The 17,812-nt window shown below is 71.0% G+C and carries 14 protein-coding genes and 1 riboswitch; of the genes, 5 read left to right on the forward strand and 9 right to left on the reverse strand.

The window, feature by feature from the left end; all coding sequences use genetic code 11:
* Positions 1-90: 90 nt before the first annotated feature.
* Together ACIBH3_RS31955 and ACIBH3_RS31960 are read right to left on the reverse strand one after the other, a co-directional pair.
* Positions 91-1,275, reverse strand: coding sequence for a cysteine desulfurase family protein (locus ACIBH3_RS31955; protein ID WP_396315596.1), 1,185 nt, complete (start codon positions 1,273-1,275; stop codon positions 91-93).
* A 231-nt stretch (positions 1,276-1,506) separates the two neighbouring features.
* Positions 1,507-2,166, reverse strand: a complete 660-nt coding sequence (locus ACIBH3_RS31960; protein WP_396315597.1) for a trimeric intracellular cation channel family protein — start codon at positions 2,164-2,166, stop codon at positions 1,507-1,509.
* Positions 2,167-2,331: 165 nt separating this feature from the next.
* On the opposite strand from ACIBH3_RS31960, the gene ACIBH3_RS31965 reads away from it, so the two are divergent.
* The gene (locus tag ACIBH3_RS31965) at positions 2,332-3,714 is read left to right on the forward strand and encodes an acyltransferase family protein (RefSeq protein WP_396315598.1); all 1,383 of its coding nucleotides are present in this window, start codon (positions 2,332-2,334) and stop codon (positions 3,712-3,714) included.
* Positions 3,715-3,811: 97 nt separating this feature from the next.
* Here ACIBH3_RS31965 and ACIBH3_RS31970 read toward each other — a convergent pair whose 3' ends face one another.
* From ACIBH3_RS31970 to ACIBH3_RS32000, 7 genes are all read right to left on the reverse strand, one after another.
* Complete coding sequence (locus ACIBH3_RS31970; protein ID WP_396315599.1) at positions 3,812-4,870, reverse strand: ABC transporter ATP-binding protein; 1,059 nt, start codon at positions 4,868-4,870, stop codon at positions 3,812-3,814.
* Positions 4,871-4,898: 28 nt separating this feature from the next.
* Positions 4,899-5,960, reverse strand: coding sequence for an ABC transporter ATP-binding protein (locus tag ACIBH3_RS31975; RefSeq protein ID WP_396315600.1), 1,062 nt, complete (start codon positions 5,958-5,960; stop codon positions 4,899-4,901).
* Complete coding sequence (locus ACIBH3_RS31980) at positions 5,957-6,967, reverse strand: ABC transporter permease (RefSeq protein WP_396315601.1); 1,011 nt, start codon at positions 6,965-6,967, stop codon at positions 5,957-5,959. Before ACIBH3_RS31980 ends, ACIBH3_RS31975 begins: the two co-directional genes overlap by 4 nt.
* 98 nt (positions 6,968-7,065) lie before the next feature.
* Positions 7,066-8,823 carry an ABC transporter substrate-binding protein gene (locus tag ACIBH3_RS31985; RefSeq protein WP_396315602.1) on the reverse strand — a complete coding sequence of 586 codons (1,758 nt, stop codon included), beginning with the start codon at positions 8,821-8,823 and terminating at the stop codon, positions 7,066-7,068.
* A gap of 54 nt (positions 8,824-8,877) precedes the next feature.
* Entirely contained in the window at positions 8,878-9,867 is a 990-nt protein-coding gene (locus ACIBH3_RS31990; protein WP_396315603.1) for an ABC transporter permease, read from the reverse strand.
* 700 nt (positions 9,868-10,567) lie between these two features.
* Positions 10,568-11,494 (reverse strand): enhanced serine sensitivity protein SseB C-terminal domain-containing protein, encoded by a 927-nt coding sequence (locus ACIBH3_RS31995; RefSeq protein WP_396315604.1) that lies wholly within the window; start codon positions 11,492-11,494, stop codon positions 10,568-10,570.
* Positions 11,495-11,704: 210 nt separating this feature from the next.
* Positions 11,705-12,496 (reverse strand): enhanced serine sensitivity protein SseB C-terminal domain-containing protein, encoded by a 792-nt coding sequence (locus tag ACIBH3_RS32000; RefSeq protein ID WP_396315605.1) that lies wholly within the window; start codon positions 12,494-12,496, stop codon positions 11,705-11,707.
* A gap of 176 nt (positions 12,497-12,672) precedes the next feature.
* Positions 12,673-12,781, forward strand: a riboswitch (glycine riboswitch).
* A gap of 212 nt (positions 12,782-12,993) precedes the next feature.
* Between ACIBH3_RS32000 and gcvT the strand changes: the two genes are divergently transcribed.
* The 4 genes from gcvT to ACIBH3_RS32020 all read left to right on the forward strand — a co-directional run bounded on the left by gcvT (position 12,994) and on the right by ACIBH3_RS32020 (position 17,569).
* A complete protein-coding gene (gene gcvT / locus ACIBH3_RS32005; RefSeq protein ID WP_396315606.1) occupies positions 12,994-14,115 on the forward strand; it encodes a glycine cleavage system aminomethyltransferase GcvT in 1,122 nt (373 codons plus the stop codon).
* A 154-nt stretch (positions 14,116-14,269) separates the two neighbouring features.
* Entirely contained in the window at positions 14,270-14,647 is a 378-nt protein-coding gene (gene gcvH / locus ACIBH3_RS32010) for a glycine cleavage system protein GcvH (RefSeq protein WP_396315607.1), read from the forward strand.
* Positions 14,648-14,772: 125 nt separating this feature from the next.
* On the forward strand, positions 14,773-16,041 hold the full coding sequence (glyA, locus tag ACIBH3_RS32015) for a serine hydroxymethyltransferase (RefSeq protein WP_396315608.1): 1,269 nt from the start codon (positions 14,773-14,775) through the stop codon (positions 16,039-16,041).
* Between the two features lie 145 nt (positions 16,042-16,186).
* Positions 16,187-17,569, forward strand: coding sequence for an L-serine ammonia-lyase (locus ACIBH3_RS32020; protein WP_396315609.1), 1,383 nt, complete (start codon positions 16,187-16,189; stop codon positions 17,567-17,569).
* Positions 17,570-17,812 lie beyond the last annotated feature (243 nt).

Below are 17,812 nucleotides of genomic sequence, written 5' to 3' on the forward strand. Positions count from 1 at the left end.
AGTACGTGGTGCCCGCCCGCGCCTCGCCGGGGTTTCGGCCCACCCCGCCCGCCCGGCGTCGCGCGCCCGGCGGGAACCGTCGGACGGGCCCTAGCGGCGGGCGGCCGCCGCCAGCCCGGCGTTGCGGGCGCGCAGCACGGCGGGGCCGATCGCGGCGGCGAGCGCCGCGACGTCCGCCGAGCTCGAGGTGTGGCCGAGCGAGAAGCGCAGCGAGGCCCGGGCCGAGTGCGGATCCACCCCCATCGCCAGCAGGACGTGGCTGGGCTGCGGGACACCGGCCGAGCAGGCCGAGCCGGTCGAGCACTCGATGCCCTGGGCGTCCAGCAGCATCAGCAGCGCGTCGCCCTCGCAGCCGGGGAAGGAGAAGTGGGCGTTGGCGGGCAGCCGCCCGCCGGGTGTCGGGTCGCCGTTGAGCACCGCGTCGGGGACGGCGGAGAGCACCGCGGCGGTCAGCCGGTCGCGCAGCGCGGCCACCGTGGCGGCGTGCTCGGCCCGGCGGGTGACGGCGATCTGGGCGGCGGCCGCGAAGCCCGCGGCGGCCGGGGCGTCCAGGGTGCCGGAGCGGACGTCCCGCTCCTGTCCGCCGCCGTGCAGCAGCGGTACGGGGGCGGCTCCGCGCGAGAGCAGCAGGGCGCCGATGCCGAACGGGCCACCGATCTTGTGCCCGGTGACGGTCAGTGCGGTCAGGCCCGACTCGGCGAAGGAGACCGGGACCTGACCCAGCGCCTGCACCGCGTCCGCGTGCATCGGGATGCCGTACTCCGCCGCCACGGCGGCGAGTTCGGTGACCGGCTGGATGGTGCCGACCTCGTTGTTGGCCCACATCACGGTGACCAGCGCGACCGAGGCCGGGTCGCGCTCGATGGCCTCGCGCAGCGCGGCGGGGTGCACCCGGCCCTGCGGGTCGACCGGCAGGTACTCCACCAGGGCGCCCTCGTGCTCGGAGAGCCAGTGCACGGCGTCCAGCACCGCGTGGTGCTCGACCGGGCTGCACAGCACCCGGCTGCGGGCCGGATCCCCGTCGCGCCGGGCCCAGAACAGGCCCTTGACCGCGAGGTTGTCCGACTCGGTACCGCCGCCGGTGAGGACGATCTCGCTCGGGCGGGCGCCCAGCGACTCCGCCAGCGACTCGCGGGACTCCTCCACCACCCGCCGGGCCCGTCGGCCGGCGGCGTGCAGGGAGGAGGCGTTGCCGACGACACCGAGGTGCGCCGTCATCGCGGCGATCGCCTCGGGCAGCATCGGCGTGGTCGCCGCGTGGTCCAGGTATGCCATAACCCGCTAATTGTAGGGGCCGTCGCGGCCTCCCCCGGCCGGTGGGCCGCAGAGGGTCACGATTCGGCCATTGCCCCGCCGCCGCGCGCCCCCTGACCCGCTGCCTCGCTCGGCGGGGCCCCGTGCTCCGTCTCGGTGCCCACCGAGGCCGCCGCGGCAGCCGGGCGGCGCGGCCGCTGCCCGAACTGCTCTGCACCGCCGAGGCGATCTCGTTGGCGTACGGCGGCGCGCCTACTCCTCGCCGGCGCGAGAACTCCTGCGGTGCCAGGCCCGCGGCGCCCGCCAGCCGTACTTGAGCGCCAGCATCCGCAGGCCGAAGGCGGTGAGGGCGGCGGCCGTGCCGGTGGCCGCGGTCAGATGGTCCTGGCCGATCAGGACGACCACCATCGCGGAGCCGATCAGTGCCGGCACGGCGTAGATCTCGCGGTCCCAGCGCAGCAGCGAGGGGATCTCCTGCGCGAGCACGTCGCGCATCACGCCGCCGCCGGCCGCGGTGACCATCCCGAGGGCGACCGAGGCGACCGCGCCCAGGCCGTAGTCGTGCGCCTTCGCGGTGCCGGTGACGCAGAACAGGCCGAGCCCGAGCGCGTCCAGGGTCTGCACGCTGCGGTTGATCCGCTCCACCTGCGGGTGCAGGAAGAACACCACCAGACCGGCCACCAGCGGGGTGGAGAAGTACCCCAGGTTGGTGAACGCCGCGACCGGTGTGGCCCCGATGACCAGGTCCCGCATCACCCCGCCGCCGAGAGCGGTGACCTCGGCGAGCACACAGATTCCGAAGATGTCCATGTTCTTGCGCACGGCCAGCAGGCCGCCGGAGAGGGCGAAGACGAAGATGCCTATCAGGTCCAGCGTCTGCTGGACGTCGGGGGCGAAGATCTGGGATGTCACCGTCCAATATGTACCTGCTGTCCGCAAGCAAGGCGCTATGCACCCCCCATCCCCCGGCGGGACGCGGGTCCGTGAGGTCGCGGTTCGAGCAAGATCTGCTACCGATCCGCCCTCCTCACCAGCGCGATCACGGACGGACACAGGTAGTCGGCTAGCCTCCAGCATGTGAATGTCACTGAGCAGCCACCGACGCGGCAGACCGTCGGGACCTCGAACTCGAAGAAGCCCGCTGCGGGCCGGACCGGCGCGCGATTCGGCTGGCTGGACGCCCTGCGCGGAATAGCGGCGCTGGTGGTCGCGTGCTACCACTTCAACGTGCCGTTCCTGATCCCGTACGGCACCTGGGTCGGCGACCGCTTCGACTACGGCATCTTCGCGGTCGTGCTGTTCTTCCTGGTCAGTGGCTACATCGTGCCGGCCTCTCTGGAGCGCCGCGGCGATGTGCGGGGCTTCTGGGTCGGCCGGCTGTTCCGGATCTACCCCGTGCTCATCGTGATCATCGTGGCCTCGCTGGCCGTCCTTCCGCGGGCCTACGCCGCCGTGCAGGGCTACGCGTTCGACCACTCGCTGCTGGCCACCGCCGCCAACGGGCTGATGCTGCACGAGATGCTGGCGGTGCCCAGCGTGCTCGGTGTGATGTGGACCCTCTCCTACGAGATGGTCTTCTACTACTTCGTCTCGGCGCTGTTCGTGCTGGGCTGGCACCGCAAGAGCACCTCGATCGCCATCGGCTTCGCCACCGTGGCACTGCTGCTGGGCGCAGCGATCGCCCCGACGATGATCTCCGTCGACGAGCTGTCCACCCGCCACCTGGTGCTGGGCGCCGGCGTGGTCGTGGTGATGGGCATGGCCTGCGTGCTGAGCGGCAACGACGCGCTCACCCGGACGGGCGCCCTGCTGCTGGGCGGGCTCGGCCTGCTGCTGGCCTTCACCAACGCCCGCGCCACCGTCTTCGAGACCATGATGATCTTCGCGACGATGTTCTGCGGCACGGTGCTCTACCGCGTCCAGCACGGCCAGATCGAGCGCCTGCACGCCGTGATGGCCTGCGGGTTCGTGATGGTGGCCGGCTTCCTGGTGGGCGTGATGTACAACAACGGTTCGGCGCTGTGGCGGACCTGGACCGTGAGCTGGATGGCCTGGTCCTACGCGTACGTCGGGGCGTGGGCGGTGTTCCTGCTCGGGATGGCGCTGCGCAACCGCCGCTTCCCGCGGGTGCTCACCTGGCTCGGCACCGTCAGCTACTCGGTGTACCTGGTGCACATCCCGGTGATCCACGCGATGGCCTGGCTGCTCAAGGACCAGCAGTTCCCCAAGCACGGCTTCGGCAAGTTCATCCCGACCGCGATCTTCCTGACCTCGGTGCTGGTGCTCAGCTACCTGACCCACCGCTTCCTGGAGCTGCCCGGGCAGAAGCTCGGCAACCGTCTGCTGAAGGCCTTGTCCGCCCGTACGGCCCGCTCGCGCGCCGCCGTCGGCGCCGCGGCCGAGGAGCCGGCGCAGGCTCTCGCGCCCCGCGAGGAGCAGGTGCCGGCACGGGCCCAGTAGGGCCGTGTTGCCGGCGGGGCCTGTCAGCCCGGCCGGCAACACCGAAGGGGCGCCCCCGCTGCGGGGGCGCCCCTTCTCGCGCTGTCGGATCCGCCGGTCAGGCCGGCGTCTTCTCGGGGGTGTCGTGGTTCTCCGGGAAGTGGCAGGCCACCTGGTGCCCGGTCTTCAGGGCCACCAGCGGCGGCTCCTGCGAGGTGCAGACGTCCTGCGCCTTCCAGCACCGGGTGCGGAAGCGGCAGCCGCTCGGCGGGTTGATCGGCGAGGGCACGTCACCGGTGAGCAGGATCCGCTCACGCCCGCCCCGCTCCTTGCGCCGCGGGTCCGGCACCGGCACCGCAGACATCAGGGCGGTGGTGTACGGGTGCAGCGGCGCCCGGTAGAGCGAGTCCCGGTCGGCGATCTCGACGATCTTGCCGAGGTACATCACCGCGACCCGGTCGGAGACGTGCCGGACCACCGAGAGGTCGTGCGCGATGATCAGGTACGTCAGGCCCAGCTCCCGCTGGAGGTCGTCCAGCAGGTTGACCACCTGCGCCTGGATCGAGACGTCCAGCGCCGAGACCGGCTCGTCCGCGACGATCATCTTGGGCCGCAGGGCCAGCGCTCGGGCGATGCCGATGCGCTGGCGCTGACCGCCGGAGAACTCGTGCGGGTAGCGGTTGTAGTGCTCGGGGCTGAGCCCGCACAGCTCCAGCAGCTCCTGGACCGCGCGCTTGGTGCCGTGCTCCGTCTGGACCTTCTGCAGCTTGAACGGCGCTCCGACGATGGTGCCGACGGTGTGCCGGGGGTTCAGCGAGGAGTACGGGTCCTGGAAGATCATCTGGATGTCGCGGCGCAGCGGCCGCATCGCCCCGACCCCGAGGTGGGTGATGTCGGTGCCCTCGAACTCGATCTTCCCGCCGGTCGGCTCGTCGAGCCGGGTGACCAGCCGGCCCATCGTCGACTTGCCACAGCCGGACTCGCCGACCACGCCCAGGGTCTCCCCCGCGTTGACCGTGAAGTCGATGCCGTCGACGGCCCGCACGGCACCGACCTGGCGCCGCAGCAGCCCCTTGGTGATCGGGAAGTGCCGGGTCAGGCCGGCCACCCGGAGCAGCGGCTCGCGATCGGGGGCGGGCGCGGGTGCGGGGATCGCCGCCGCCTGAGTGTCCGTCATGGGGTGTCTCCTGAAAGGTGGTGCGGGCTCACAGCCGGGGCGCGATCTCGTCGGCGAAGATCTGGTGCCGCTTGGCCGCCGGCAGGTGGCAGGCGGCCCAGTGGCCGCCGGCCTCGGAGCCGGTGGCCTCGACCAGGACGGGCACTTCGGACGAGGAGCGCCCGTCGGTCAGCTCCGCGTAGGGGCAGCGCGGGTGGAAAGCGCAGCCGCTCGGCACGTTGATCAGGCTGGGCGGGGTGCCCTTGACCGGGATCAGCCGCTCCTGGAGCTCCCGGTCCAGGCGGGGCATCGAGCCGAGCAGGCCCCAGGTGTAGGGGTGCTCGGGCGAGTCGAACAGCGTTGCGGCCGGCCCGCGTTCGATGCACTTGCCGCCGTACATCACCAGGATGTCGTCGGCGAGCTCGGCGACCACCCCGAGGTCGTGGGTGATGATGATGACGGCCGAGCCGAACTCCTGCTGGAGGTCGCGGATGAGGTCCAGGATCTGCGCCTGGACGGTGACGTCCAGGGCCGTGGTGGGCTCGTCGGCGATCAGCAGCGAGGGGTCGTTGACCAGGGCCATGGCGATCATCGCGCGCTGGCGCATGCCGCCGGAGAACTGGTGCGGGTAGTCGTCGACCCGGCGGTCGGGCTGCGGGATGCCGACCCGGTCGAGCATCTCGACCGCCCGCCGGCGGGCGGCGGCCTTCTTGGCCTCCGGATGGTGCACCCGGTAGGCCTCCACGATCTGCTGGCCGACCGTGTAGTACGGGTGCATCGCGGTCAGCGGATCCTGGAAGATCATCGCCATCGAGCGCCCGCGCAGCTGCCGCACCCGGTCCGGGTCGGCGCCGATCAGCTCCTCGCCGTCCAGGTGGATCTCGCCGGTGATCCGGGCCCGCTTGGAGCGGTGCAGGCCCATGATGCCCAGCGAGGTGACGGACTTGCCGGAGCCGGACTCGCCGACGATGCCGAGGGTCTTGCCGCGCTCCAGGTCGAAGCTGACCCCGTCGACGGACTTGACCAGGCCGTCGTCGGTGTCGAAGTGGATCCGCAGGTCGCGCACGGACAGGAAGCTGCCCCCGCCCGCGGGCTTCAGAAGGTCGGTCACGACAGCCTCACCCGGGGGTCGACAGCGGCGTACAGGAGGTCAACCAGCAGGTTGCAGATGACGATGAAGAACGCGGCGGTCAGCGTGACCCCGAGGACCTTGGGCAGGTCGTTGTCCCGGATCGCCGAGACCGCGTAGAAGCCGATGCCCTGCATGGAGAACACCTGCTCGGTGATCAGCGCACCGCCGAGCAGCAGACCGAGGTCCATGCCGAAGATGGTGATGATCGGGGTGAGCGCCGAGCGCAGGCCGTGCCGGACGATGACCTTCCGCTCGACCAGGCCCTTGGCGCGGGCCGTACGGATGTAGTCCTCGCTCATCGTCTCCAGCATTCCGGCGCGGGTGAGCCGGGCGTAGAGCGCGGAGTAGAGGAAGGCCAGCGAGACCCACGGCAGGACCAGGTTGCGGGCCCACATCAGCGGGTCGTCGGTGAAGTCGACGTAGGTCAGGTTGTCGAAGAGCGGCAGCTCGAAGCTGAACGCGGTGAGCAACAGCGCGCCGGTGAAGAAGATCGGCATCGAGACGCCGGCCAGTGCGACGCCCATGGATAGCCGGTCGAAGATCGACTTGGGCTTGAGGGCGGAGACCACACCGGTCGAGACACCGGAGAGCAGCCAGAGCACCGCCGCGCCGATGGCCAGTGAGAACGTCACCGGGATCCGCGAGGTGATCTCGGGCCAGACCTCGATGTGGTTCTTGAAGGAGTAGCCGAAGCACGGGACGTGGCAGGTGACCGGGTCGGGCCCGAACTTGTACTCGGCGCCGGAGACCAGCGCCTTGAGGAACCGCCCGTACTGCACGTACAGCGGCTGGTCGAACCCGAGGTTCTGCTTGACCGCGAGGACGGCCTCCGGGCTGGGGTTCTTGCCGACGTACTGGGCTGCCAGCTGGTCGGTGGTCTCGCCCGCCAGGGCCGGCAGCAGGAAGAAGATCGCGAAGGTGACCGCGCTGACCACGAGCAGCAGCAGGAGGGCCGCGAAGGTCCTTCGGATGATGTAGGCGAACATAGTCGGTCGGCTGCGGCGCCCCGCCGCCGACCCGGGGTCACCGGGTGGCGGCGGGGGCCGCTGCCTTCACCTGCCTTCAGGGGTGCGGAGCCAGGCTCTTACTTGTTGACACCGATGTTCAGGTAGTCGTACTGACCGGAGAAGGCCGGCGTCGAACCGACGTTGGTGGCGCTCGTCGGGCGGTACAGGAAGACCTTGTAGTAGGTCAGCGGCACGATGACCGCGGCCTCCATGGTCTTCTTGTCGATCTCGCCGTAGATCTTCTCGCGGGCGGCCCGGTCGGTGTTGCCGATCGCGTCGTCCAGCAGCTTGTTGATCGCGGGGTCGTTGAGCTGCGACAGGTTGGTGTTACCGGACTTCTTGATCGCCCGGCCGTCCACGACCTGCTGGAGGTAGCCGTAGCCGGTCGGCCAGTCGGCGCCCCACTGCATCATGATCAGGCCCGTGCCGTGCTCCTCGGTGAACTGCGGGACACCCGCGAAGTCCGAGAAGTACTTGCCCTGCGGGTACTGCTGGATGTCGACCTCGATGCCGACCTTCTTCAGCGCCGCCTGGATCGCGGTGGCCGAGGCGACCTCGGTGGAGCGGTCCTGGCGGGCCATGATGCTGGTCTTGAAGCCCTCCGGCTTGCCGCAGGCCTTCAGCGCGTCCTTGGCCTTGGCCTCGTCGCCCTTGTTGCCGTTGGTCGCGTAGAGGTCGAACTTCTGCTGGCCGGGGATGTCCGGGGGCAGCACGGTGGAGGCGATGTCACCGCGGATCGGGCCGCCGATCGCGGTCTGCACCGAGACCTTGTCGATCGCGTACTGGACGGCCTTGCGGCACTCCAGGTTGTCGAACGGCGCGACCTTGGTGTTGATCGCGGTGTAGACCAGCCGGCCGCCGTAGGCGTTGTCGGTCTGCGCCTTGAGCTTGGGGTCGGTGAGCAGCTTGGCCTGGGTCTGCGGGTCGACACCCTTGCCCGCCAGGTCGACCTGCGCGTTGCCGGCCAGCAGGTCCTGGTCGATGGTGCTCTGCGCGATCTTCAGCTTGAGCTGGATCTTGTCCGCCAGCTGCTTGCGGATCGGGTCGCTCTTGGCGTCCCAGTTGGTGTTCGGGACGAGCTCGACCTGCTTGCCGTCCTCGTAGCTGGAGAACTTGTAGCTGCCGGAGGACACGATGTGCTTCACGTAGTCCGCGCCGGTGTCCTTCGCCTGCGGCACCGGCACCGTCTGCGGCGCGCTGACCAGGTAGTCGAAGTCCGCGAACGGCTGCTTCAGGTGGAAGACGATGGTGGTGTCGTCCGGGGTCTCGATGGACTTCAGGCCCTCGGGGCTCTTGTCCTTGTACGGGCCCTCGTACGGGGTGTCGTTGTCCTTGAGCAGGTCGTGGAAGTACGTCGGGCCGTTGGAGAGCACGTCGGGCGCGAAGTTGCTGCGCTCCACCGCGTACTTGACGTCCTTGGACGTGATCGGGGTGCCGTCGTCGTACTTCAGGCCGGCCCGGATCTTGTACGTCCAGCTCAGGCCGTCGGCGCCGACCTGGCCCAGCGACTCCGCGAGGTCCGGCACCAGCTTGTTGCCCTCCTCGCCCGCGGCGGGCTGGAAGGTGGTCAGCGGACGGCCGTACAGACGCGAGAAGTTGTACATGTACGCGTAGTACGTGTTGCCCGGGTCGAAGGAGTCCGGCACATCGCTGTGCTCGTAGACGACCGTGCCGCCCTTCTTGTCCGAGGCGTTCACGACCTTGTTGGTGGCCGCGTTGACGCCGGCGGAGCTGCCGCCGGTGTCGCCGCTCTTGGAGCTGCTGGAGCAGCCGGTGACCACCAGGACGGCAGCCGCGGCAAGGGCTGTCAGTGCGGTGCTGCGGGACCTGCGCATGGGTGAGATCAACCCCTTGAGGGAATGGTTAGGAAACGGATTCCTGACGCGAGGTCAGTTGTTCTTGGGGTCGAGGGCGTCACGGAGACCGTCGCCCAGGAGGTTGAAGGCCAGCACGGTGATGAAGATCGCCAGGCCGGGCACGATCATGTACTGCGGGTCGACCTGGTAGAAGGTGATCGCGTCGCTCAGCATCCCGCCCCAGGACGCCTGCGGCGGCTGGATACCGACTCCGAGGAAGCTCAGACCGGCCTCGAAGAGGATGTTGGTCGGGATCAGCAGGGTCGAGTAGACCAGGATCGGACCGACCAGGTTCGGAAGCAGCTCCTTGAACAGGATGAACGGCCCCCGGGCACCCAGGCTGCGGGCCGCGTCGACGAACTCCCGCTCGCGCAGCGACAGCGTCTGCCCACGCACGATCCGGCCCATGTAGGGCCAGTTGAAGAAGCCGATGACGAAGATCAGCACGGTGATGTGCAGCGGCAGGCCGTGCAGTCCGAACGCACCGCCCTGCAGCGAGGCCGAGATGGAGATCGCGAAGAGCAGCAGCGGGAACGCCAGGAAGGTGTCCATCAGCCGGCTGATCACGGTGTCCACCCAGCCGCCGTAGTAGCCGGCGATGACACCGAGCACGGTGCCGATGGCGTTGGACAGCAACGTGGCGCCGAAGGCCACCAGGAGGGAGACCCACGATCCCTCGATGATCCGGGACAGGATGTCCCGGCCGTACTGCGGGTCCACGCCCAGCAGGTGATCGCCGCTCATGCCGCCCCAGTCACCCAGCGGGATTCCGCCGAGGTTGGCGTCGAGCAGGTCCTGGTGGAAGGCGTCGGGATCGAGGCCGAACACGGACTCGATCGGTTTGGCCAGTACGGCGAGCAGTACCAGCAGGATCACGACCACTCCGCCGGCTACGGCGGCCTTGTCGCGCTTGAAGCGCAGCCAGGCGATCTGACTGAGGGAACGGCCCTCGATCTTCTTCGCCGGGCCTGCGGCTGGCTCGGCCTCCGGTGCTGATCCGAAGGTCTCAATGGGTGCGGTCATGGTCAGTTCGGTCCCCTCGCCGACGGTGGCCGGCCCACGGTGCCCCGCCTCGCCGGTGTCCCTGGCCCGATCCGGGCCCGGGCTGCGAGAGCCGGGTGGCGCGACTGGTGCGATCTTGCGGTGCAACGGTGCGGTGGTGCCGGTCGCCTGGTCGGCGGTACGGCGGTGCGGACGTGCGGACGTACTGCGCAAGCGTTACTGCGGCAGCGGTACGGCAAAGCGGTGCTGCGGTACGGCGAAACAGCGGTACGGCGGAAGCGGTGCTGATGGAACGGCACAGGTGCGGCGGAACAGCGGTGCGGCGGAACTCGGGTACAGCGGAACAGCGGTGGTGCGGAACAGCGGTACTCGGTGGTGCTCAGGTACGGCCGCGCGGAATTCGCGTCGCGCGGATCAGGCGTTCAGCAGGCACGTTCGCCCTTGTGAGGCACCGTTCGCGACCTGCATTGCGCAGAACTCTCTGCCATCCGAGCGGCCTTGCGCCAGCCCTGACAACCGAAGGATGCCCAACTGTGATCTGTAGGCATGCATACCGGAATTCGCGGCATAGGGCTCTTCACACAGCTGTTACATGCATGTCAAGATGTCCGCCCGCCATGCCCTCCGAAACGGGCCCGAACGGCCGGAAAACGCCGCGGCCGGCCCGACACGAGGTCGGACCGGCCGAAAGGGCGGGGGCGCGAGGGTGCCTGCGGGTACGTCAGCGCCCGGGGTACCCGGACCCCCACGGCTGCTGCGGCTGCTGCGGCCAGCCCGGCCCGGTGTGCGGCGGCTGCGCCGGGTAGCCGTAGCCCGTCTGCGGCGGGTACGGCGCCGGCGGGTAGGGCGCTGCCTGCGGCGGCCGGCCCAGGCCCGCCGCCTCACGGTCGTAGAACGGCCGGGCGTGCGCGCGCATCCACAGCGCCACCGGGTCGTACTCGTCGGCCATCGCCACCGTCGACACCGCCAGTCCCTGTGGCGCGACCGCGATGGCACGCTGCATCAGCGCCCGTACCGCCTCGACCGCCGGCGGCGAGGTGTCGTAGAGCTCAAGCCCGATCGCCAGGTACGGCTCGCCGACGGCCGGCCGCACCCAGGCCCGGCGCAGCGCCCGGACGGCCCGGACCTCGGCCGCCTGCCGCTCCAGCAGCGCGTAGAACTGCGGAGCCTGCACCTGGGGTTCGCCGAGCTGGAGCGGGCCGGCCGGCAGCCGGTCCAGGCCCGCCGCGATCCGGCGCAGATCCGCCCACGGCACGCCGACACCGCCGCCGGGCGCGTGCGGGTTCAGCCACAGTCCCCAGCGGGTGCGGTACAGCGAGGCGGCGATCTCCGGCCCGGAGATCACCTCGTGGGCGCGCGCCCAGCCGCTCGCCGCGAGCTGCTCGGGCGAGGTGACGGCCGGCGCGTAGCCGTGACCGCTGACGTCCATGTTCCCGTACTGGGCGTCCGGGCTGCCCGGCGAACCGTGCCAGAGCAGCATCCAGACCTGGCCCTCGGCCAGCGCGCGCAGCAGCGCCTCGTACGCCTCGTAGCGCTCGGGCGCGACGTCGCGCAGGGCGCGCTCAAGGGCCGCCGGGTCACCGGTGGGCCGTGCGGCGGAGGCCTGGCCCCAGGGCGGCGGTGCGCCGCCGGGCGCTGCCGGGTTCATCCGTCCACCTCTTCCCCGGCCGCCGGCAGGGCAGCGCCCCGCCGCCCGACGGTCGCTTCACGAAACGCGCACCCTTCAACGGCGCGCTCGCTCCGCTCGCTCACTTCGAGCCCTCTTCCTCGTCCACCGCGGCCTGTCTGGTCGGGTGTCTGCACGCACCCTATTGGGCGCACCGGACAGCCGCCATGCCGACGTGCCCCTACGCGCCGGTCACATCCGCGCGTAGAACGGCTGTACCCGGTTCAGCAGCCACTCGACCACCGGGTCGTCCACGAGGTCGAGCAGTACGAGGTGGACGCCGCCGGGCAGCGGCGCGGTTCCCAGCGCCCGGCCGAGGGCCTCGTTGACGACGGCCGGATCGGCGGGCCCGGCCGGATCGAGCTGGACCCCGACGAACATCACCGTCGGCTCGCCCTCCACGCTGGCCAGCGCCCGGCGGGCGGTCAACACCCCTGGCAGCAGGGATAGTTCGGCCGCAGCCGCGGCGAGGAAGCCGACCGGCTCCTCATCGGACACCGGCTCGCGCAGCGCCACCCGGCCACCGCTCTCACCCTCCTGCGCCCAGCGGTCCTCGCGCGGCCCGCGGCGCAGCTCGGCCACGCCCTCCGGCGGCACCGGAATGCCGACCGGCGCCTGCGGATTGACCGCGATGCCGACGCCGAGCGGCAGTCCGCGCGCGAACTCCCACGCCGGCGCGATCGCGAACGCCAGCCCGGGCGCCTGCTGGGCGAACTGCTCCTGGGAGGAGAACACCGGCACGTACGGCGCCCCGGCCAGCTCGATCGTCGGCAGGTCCAGCGACTGCCCCTGCGGGTCGGCCCCGGCCGGCAGCGGGATCCACACCTGGCTGCGGGCCAGCACCTCGATCACCCGGGGCGTGGCGCCCGGATCGCCGAGCGCGGCGGTGAGCACCTGCTCCAGCTCGTTCGCGGGCCAGCTGCCACCCTGCGGCGCCGCCTCCGGCCCGCCCCACGCCTGCGTCTGCTCCACCGGGTACCCCATACGCCCCTTTACCGTCCCTACTCCTCGCCGCTCCCCGAAGCGTATCGGGCCGGACCCGCCCGCCCCGGCCCGCGCCCGAACCTCACCCCTTCCCTGGCCTGTACTGCGAGGGCGTGCCATGATGTGCGCGTCCTCGTGCGTGATTCGGCGGGGCACCCAACTCCATATCGGCCGCTCGAACCCGCGCGGGAGAGCCCGGAGCGCCCCGGTCACCAGGGGCCCAGCCGGCGCCGAAGGAGCAAGTCCTCCCCGGAATCTCTCAGGCACCCCTACCGCACGGGCGAGGCACATCTGGAAAGCGGACACGGCCCTGCCGTGCGCCCACCCACGGTGCAAGCCGCCATGCTGTCCTGTGGGCAGCGCGCGGTGAAGCTCTCAGGTTGTGACGACAGATGGGGAGACCCAGCCGCCGCATGCCCGCGCGCGGGACGAGGTCCCCATCGGGGTCGGATCCGGCGTGCGCACACCTGAGTGCCCAGCCCAAGGAGTCACAGGCCATGTCCTCCCCCCGTCTCACCGCGCTCGACGCGCTGCACCGCGCCCTCGGCGCGACCATGACCGACTTCGCCGGCTGGGACATGCCGCTGCGCTACGGCAGCGAGCGCGAGGAGCACCTCGCCGTCCGCACCAAGGCCGGCCTGTTCGACCTCTCCCACATGGGCGAGATCACCGTCTCCGGCCCGCAGGCCGGTGAACTGCTCGACCACGCGCTGGTCGGCTTCATCTCGGCGCTCGGCGTGCTGCGCGCCCGCTACACGATGATCTGCCGTGAGGACGGCGGCATCCTGGACGACCTGATCGTGTACCGCACCGCCGAGGACGAGTACATGGTGGTCGCCAACGCCTCCAACGCCCAGGTGGTGCTGGACGCGCTGACCGAGCGCGCCGAGGGCTTCGAGGCGACCGTCCGCGACGACCGCGACGCGTACGCGCTGCTCGCCGTCCAGGGCCCGGAGGCCAACGGCATCCTGGCCTCCGTCACCGACGCCGACCTGCCCGGCCTGAAGTACTACGCGCTGCTGCCCGCCACCGTGGCCGACCGCCAGGTGTGGCTCGCCCGCACCGGTTACACCGGCGAGGACGGCTTCGAGATCTTCTGCGCCCCGGCCGACGCCGAGCGCCTGTGGAACGCCCTGACCGAGGCGGGCAAGAACGCCGGCCTCGTCCCCGCCGGCCTGTCCTGCCGCGACACGCTGCGCCTGGAGGCGGGCATGCCGTTGTACGGGCACGAGCTGAGCACCGACCTGACCCCGTTCGACGCGGGTCTGGGCCGCGTGGTGCGCTTCGACAAGACCACCAACGGCGGCGCGTTCGTCGGCCGCAAGGCCCTGGAGCAGGCCGCCGCCGAGGCCGAGACCAACCCGCCGCGCAAGCTGGTCGGCCTGGTCTCCGAGGGCAAGCGCGTCCCGCGCGCCGAGTACGCCGTGGTCAGCGAGGACGGCACCCCGATCGGGCGGATCACCTCCGGCGCCCCCTCCCCCACCCTGGGCAAGCCGATCGCGATCGCCTACGTGGACGCCGCGCACGCGGAGCCCGGCAGCACGGTCGCCGTGGACGTCCGCGGCCGCCACGAGCCGGTCCAGGTCGTCGCGCTGCCCTTCTACAAGCGCGCTCGCTGAGCCCGGCCGCAGGCCCGCTCCCGCGCTGAGCCCGGCCGCCGGGCCTGCTCGCCGAGCAGCCCGGATCGCGTCCCCCCTGGTCGGCGCCCGCCCCGGCGGGCCATGTCGCCGACCCGTTTTCCGCCGACCGCCCTTCATCCTGGAGAATGACGACATGAGCAACCCCCAGCACCTGCAGTACAGCAAGGAGCACGAGTGGCTGACGGCGGCCGAGGACGGTGTCTCGACCGTGGGCATCACCGCCCACGCGGCCGACGCCCTCGGTGACATCGTCTACGTGCAGCTCCCCGAGGTGGGCGAGACCATCACCGCCGGCGAGACCTGTGGTGAGCTCGAGTCCACCAAGTCGGTCAGCGACCTGTACTCGCCCGCCACCGGCGAGGTCGTCGAGGTCAACCAGGCCGTCATCGACGAGCCCGGGCTCGTGAACTCCGAGGCCTTCACCGGCGGCTGGCTGTTCAAGCTGCGCGTGGACGCGCTGCAGGACGGCCTGCTGACCGCCGACGAGTACAGCGACCTCACCAAGAGCTGAACCCCGGGGGGCGGCCGCAGCGCGGCGGCCGCCCCCACCTCCCACGCCGGTCCTTCGCCCTCCCGCCCGCCGCCACACCTGACGAAAGCGCTGCGCGCGGAAGCCCCATGACGGGAAGACCCACCATGACGGTTCTCAACCAGTCCCTGCACGCTCTCGACCCCGAGATCGCCGCCGCGGTCGACGCCGAGCTGCACCGCCAGCAGACCACCCTGGAAATGATCGCCTCCGAGAACTTCGCCCCCGTGGCGGTCATGGAGGCCCAGGGCTCGGTGCTGACGAACAAGTACGCCGAGGGCTACCCCGGCCGCCGCTACTACGGCGGCTGCGAGTTCGTCGACGTGGCCGAGCAGATCGCCATCGACCGGGTGAAGGCCCTGTTCGGCGCCGAGCACGCCAACGTCCAGCCGCACTCGGGCGCGCAGGCCAACGCCGCCGCGATGTTCGCGCTGATCCAGCCGGGCGACACCATCCTGGGCCTGAGCCTGGCCCACGGCGGTCACCTCACCCACGGCATGAAGATCAACTTCTCGGGCAAGCTGTACAACGTGGCGGCCTACCACGTGGACGAGAAGACCAGCCAGGTCGACATGGCCGAGGTCGAGCGCCTGGCCAAGGAGCACCAGCCGAAGCTGATCATCGCCGGCTGGTCCGCCTACCCCCGCCAGCTGGACTTCGCCGAGTTCCGCCGCATCGCGGACGAGGTCGGCGCCCTGCTCATGGTCGACATGGCGCACTTCGCCGGCCTGGTGGCCGCGGGCCTGCACCCCAACCCGGTGCCCTTCGCGGACGTGGTCACCACCACCACCCACAAGACCCTCGGCGGCCCGCGCGGCGGCGTGATCCTCTCCAAGGCGGAGTACGCCAAGAAGATCAACTCCGCGGTCTTCCCCGGTCAGCAGGGCGGCCCGCTGGAGCACGTGATCGCCGCCAAGGCCGTGGCCTTCAAGGTCGCCGCCTCGGAGGAGTTCAAGGAGCGCCAGCAGCGCACCCTCGAAGGCGCCAAGATCCTCGCCGAGCGCCTGCTCCGGGCCGACGCGGCCGAGGCCGGCGTCTCGGTGCTCTCCGGCGGCACCGACGTCCACCTCGTCCTGGTCGATCTGCGCAACAGCGAGCTCGACGGCCAGCAGGCCGAGGACCGCCTGCACGAGGTCGGCATCACGGTCAACCGCAACGCGATCCCGAACGACCCGCGCCCGCCGATGGTCACCTCCGGCCTGCGGATCGGCACCCCGGCCCTGGCCACCCGCGGCTTCCAGGCCGAGGACTTCCGCGAGGTCGCCGACATCATCGCCGAGGCGCTGCTGCCGGCCTTCGACGAGGCCAAGGCCGAGAGCCTCAAGGCCCGGGTGAGCGCGCTCGCCGCGAAGTACCCGCTGTACCCGAACCTGTAAGCACCTCTTCATTCGCAAGGCCCGGACCCTTCCCCGACCGGCCTTACGAAACCCCGGGGCACCGCGCACACTGGAACGTGGAGCGCGGTGCCCCGTCCCATGCTCCTGCCCGTCCTTCCCGAGACCCAGACAAGGACGTCCTCTCGTGGCCATCAGCGTCTTCGACCTCTTCTCCATCGGCATCGGCCCGTCCAGCTCGCACACCGTCGGCCCGATGCGGGCCGCCCGGATGTTCGCCCGCCGGCTGAAGTCCGAGGGGCTGCTGGCCCAGACCACCGCCGTCCGCGCCGAGCTCTTCGGCTCGCTGGGCGCCACCGGCCACGGCCACGGCACCCCCAAGGCCGTGCTGCTCGGGCTGGAGGGCAACTCCCCCCGTACCGTCGACGTCGACCAGGCCGACCTGGACGTCGAACGGATCAAGGCCGACAAGCGGCTGCGGCTGCTCGGCCACGACCTCGGCGCGACGCACGAGATCGACTTCGACACCGACAGCCAGCTGATCCTGCACCGTCGCCGCTCGCTGCCGTACCACGCCAACGGCATGACCCTCTGGGCCTTCGACTCCACCGGCGCGACGATCCTGGAGAAGACGTACTACTCCGTCGGCGGCGGCTTCGTGGTCGACGAGGACGCGATCGGCGCCGACCGGGTGGTGCCCGACGACACCGTGCTGCGCTACCCCTTCCGTACCGGCGAGGAACTGCTGCGCCTCACCCGGGAGACCGGGCTGTCGATCTCCGGCCTGATGCTGGAGAACGAGAAGGCCTGGCGCAGCGAGGCGGAGATCCGCGCCGGCCTGCTGGAGATCTGGCGCGTCATGCAGGAGTGCGTCAGCGCCGGCATGTCCCGCGAGGGCATCCTGCCCGGCGGCCTGAAGGTCCGCCGCCGGGCCGCCTCGGGCGCCCGGGCGCTGCGCGCCGAGGGCATCGGCCCGGCCAACGCGATGGAGTGGGTGACCCTCTACGCGATGGCCGTGAACGAGGAGAACGCCTCCGGCCAGCGGGTCGTCACGGCCCCGACCAACGGCGCGGCGGGCATCATCCCGGCCGTCCTGCACTACTTCCTGAACTTCATCCCCGGCGCGGACGACGACGGCATCGTGCGCTTCCTGCTCGCGGCCGGCGCGATCGGCATGCTCTTCAAGGAGAACGCCTCCATCTCCGGCGCCGAGGTCGGCTGCCAGGGCGAGGTCGGCTCGGCCTGCTCGATGGCCGCCGGCGGCCTGGCGGAGGTGCTCGGCGGCTCCCCCGAGCAGGTGGAGAACGCCGCCGAGATCGGCATCGAGCACAACCTCGGCCTCACCTGCGACCCGGTCGGCGGCCTCGTCCAGATCCCCTGCATCGAGCGCAACGGCATGGCCTCCGTCAAGGCGATCACCGCGGCCCGGATGGCTCTGCGCGGCGATGGCCGGCACCACGTCTCGCTCGACAAGGCGATCAAGACGATGAAGGAGACCGGCGCCGACATGAAGGTCAAGTACAAGGAGACCTCGCGCGGCGGCCTCGCCGTCAACGTCATCGAGTGCTAGGCACCGAAGGCTGAAGCCCCTCCACCGAATCCCCGGCCGTCGCCCCCGGCCGGGGATTCGGCGTTCGTGGCGGAGGGGTCGGAGCTTGTCGGAGGTGGATCAGGAGCGTGGACGGACGGTCCCGTCGGCTCCTTCGGGCCGGGTGGCGCTTCAGAGGCTGCGGGCGGTGATGTCGCCGTGGGCGGTGGTCGCGTGGATGTTGAGGGCGGGGGTGCCGTCGGTGTTCTTGAGCGCGTTGTGGAT

Origin of the sequence: Kitasatospora sp. NPDC050543, assembly GCF_044457565.1 — a bacterium.
Classification (GTDB): Bacteria; Actinomycetota; Actinomycetes; order Streptomycetales; family Streptomycetaceae; genus Kitasatospora.

What these genes read in the sequence shown, in the direction of transcription:
- ACIBH3_RS31955 (WP_396315596.1), bottom strand. Translation starts at nt 1,275, where the DNA reads ATGGCATACCTGGACCACGCGGCGACCACGCCGATGCTGCCCGAGGCG.
- ACIBH3_RS31995 (WP_396315604.1), bottom strand. Translation starts at nt 11,494, where the DNA reads ATGAACCCGGCAGCGCCCGGCGGCGCACCGCCGCCCTGGGGCCAGGCC.
- gcvH (WP_396315607.1), top strand. Translation starts at nt 14,270, where the DNA reads ATGAGCAACCCCCAGCACCTGCAGTACAGCAAGGAGCACGAGTGGCTG.
- glyA (WP_396315608.1), top strand. Translation starts at nt 14,773, where the DNA reads ATGACGGTTCTCAACCAGTCCCTGCACGCTCTCGACCCCGAGATCGCC.
- ACIBH3_RS31980 (WP_396315601.1), bottom strand. Translation starts at nt 6,967, where the DNA reads ATGTTCGCCTACATCATCCGAAGGACCTTCGCGGCCCTCCTGCTGCTG.
- ACIBH3_RS31970 (WP_396315599.1), bottom strand. Translation starts at nt 4,870, where the DNA reads ATGACGGACACTCAGGCGGCGGCGATCCCCGCACCCGCGCCCGCCCCC.
- ACIBH3_RS31990 (WP_396315603.1), bottom strand. Translation starts at nt 9,867, where the DNA reads ATGACCGCACCCATTGAGACCTTCGGATCAGCACCGGAGGCCGAGCCA.
- gcvT (WP_396315606.1), top strand. Translation starts at nt 12,994, where the DNA reads ATGTCCTCCCCCCGTCTCACCGCGCTCGACGCGCTGCACCGCGCCCTC.
- ACIBH3_RS31985 (WP_396315602.1), bottom strand. Translation starts at nt 8,823, where the DNA reads ATGCGCAGGTCCCGCAGCACCGCACTGACAGCCCTTGCCGCGGCTGCC.
- ACIBH3_RS32000 (WP_396315605.1), bottom strand. Translation starts at nt 12,496, where the DNA reads ATGGGGTACCCGGTGGAGCAGACGCAGGCGTGGGGCGGGCCGGAGGCG.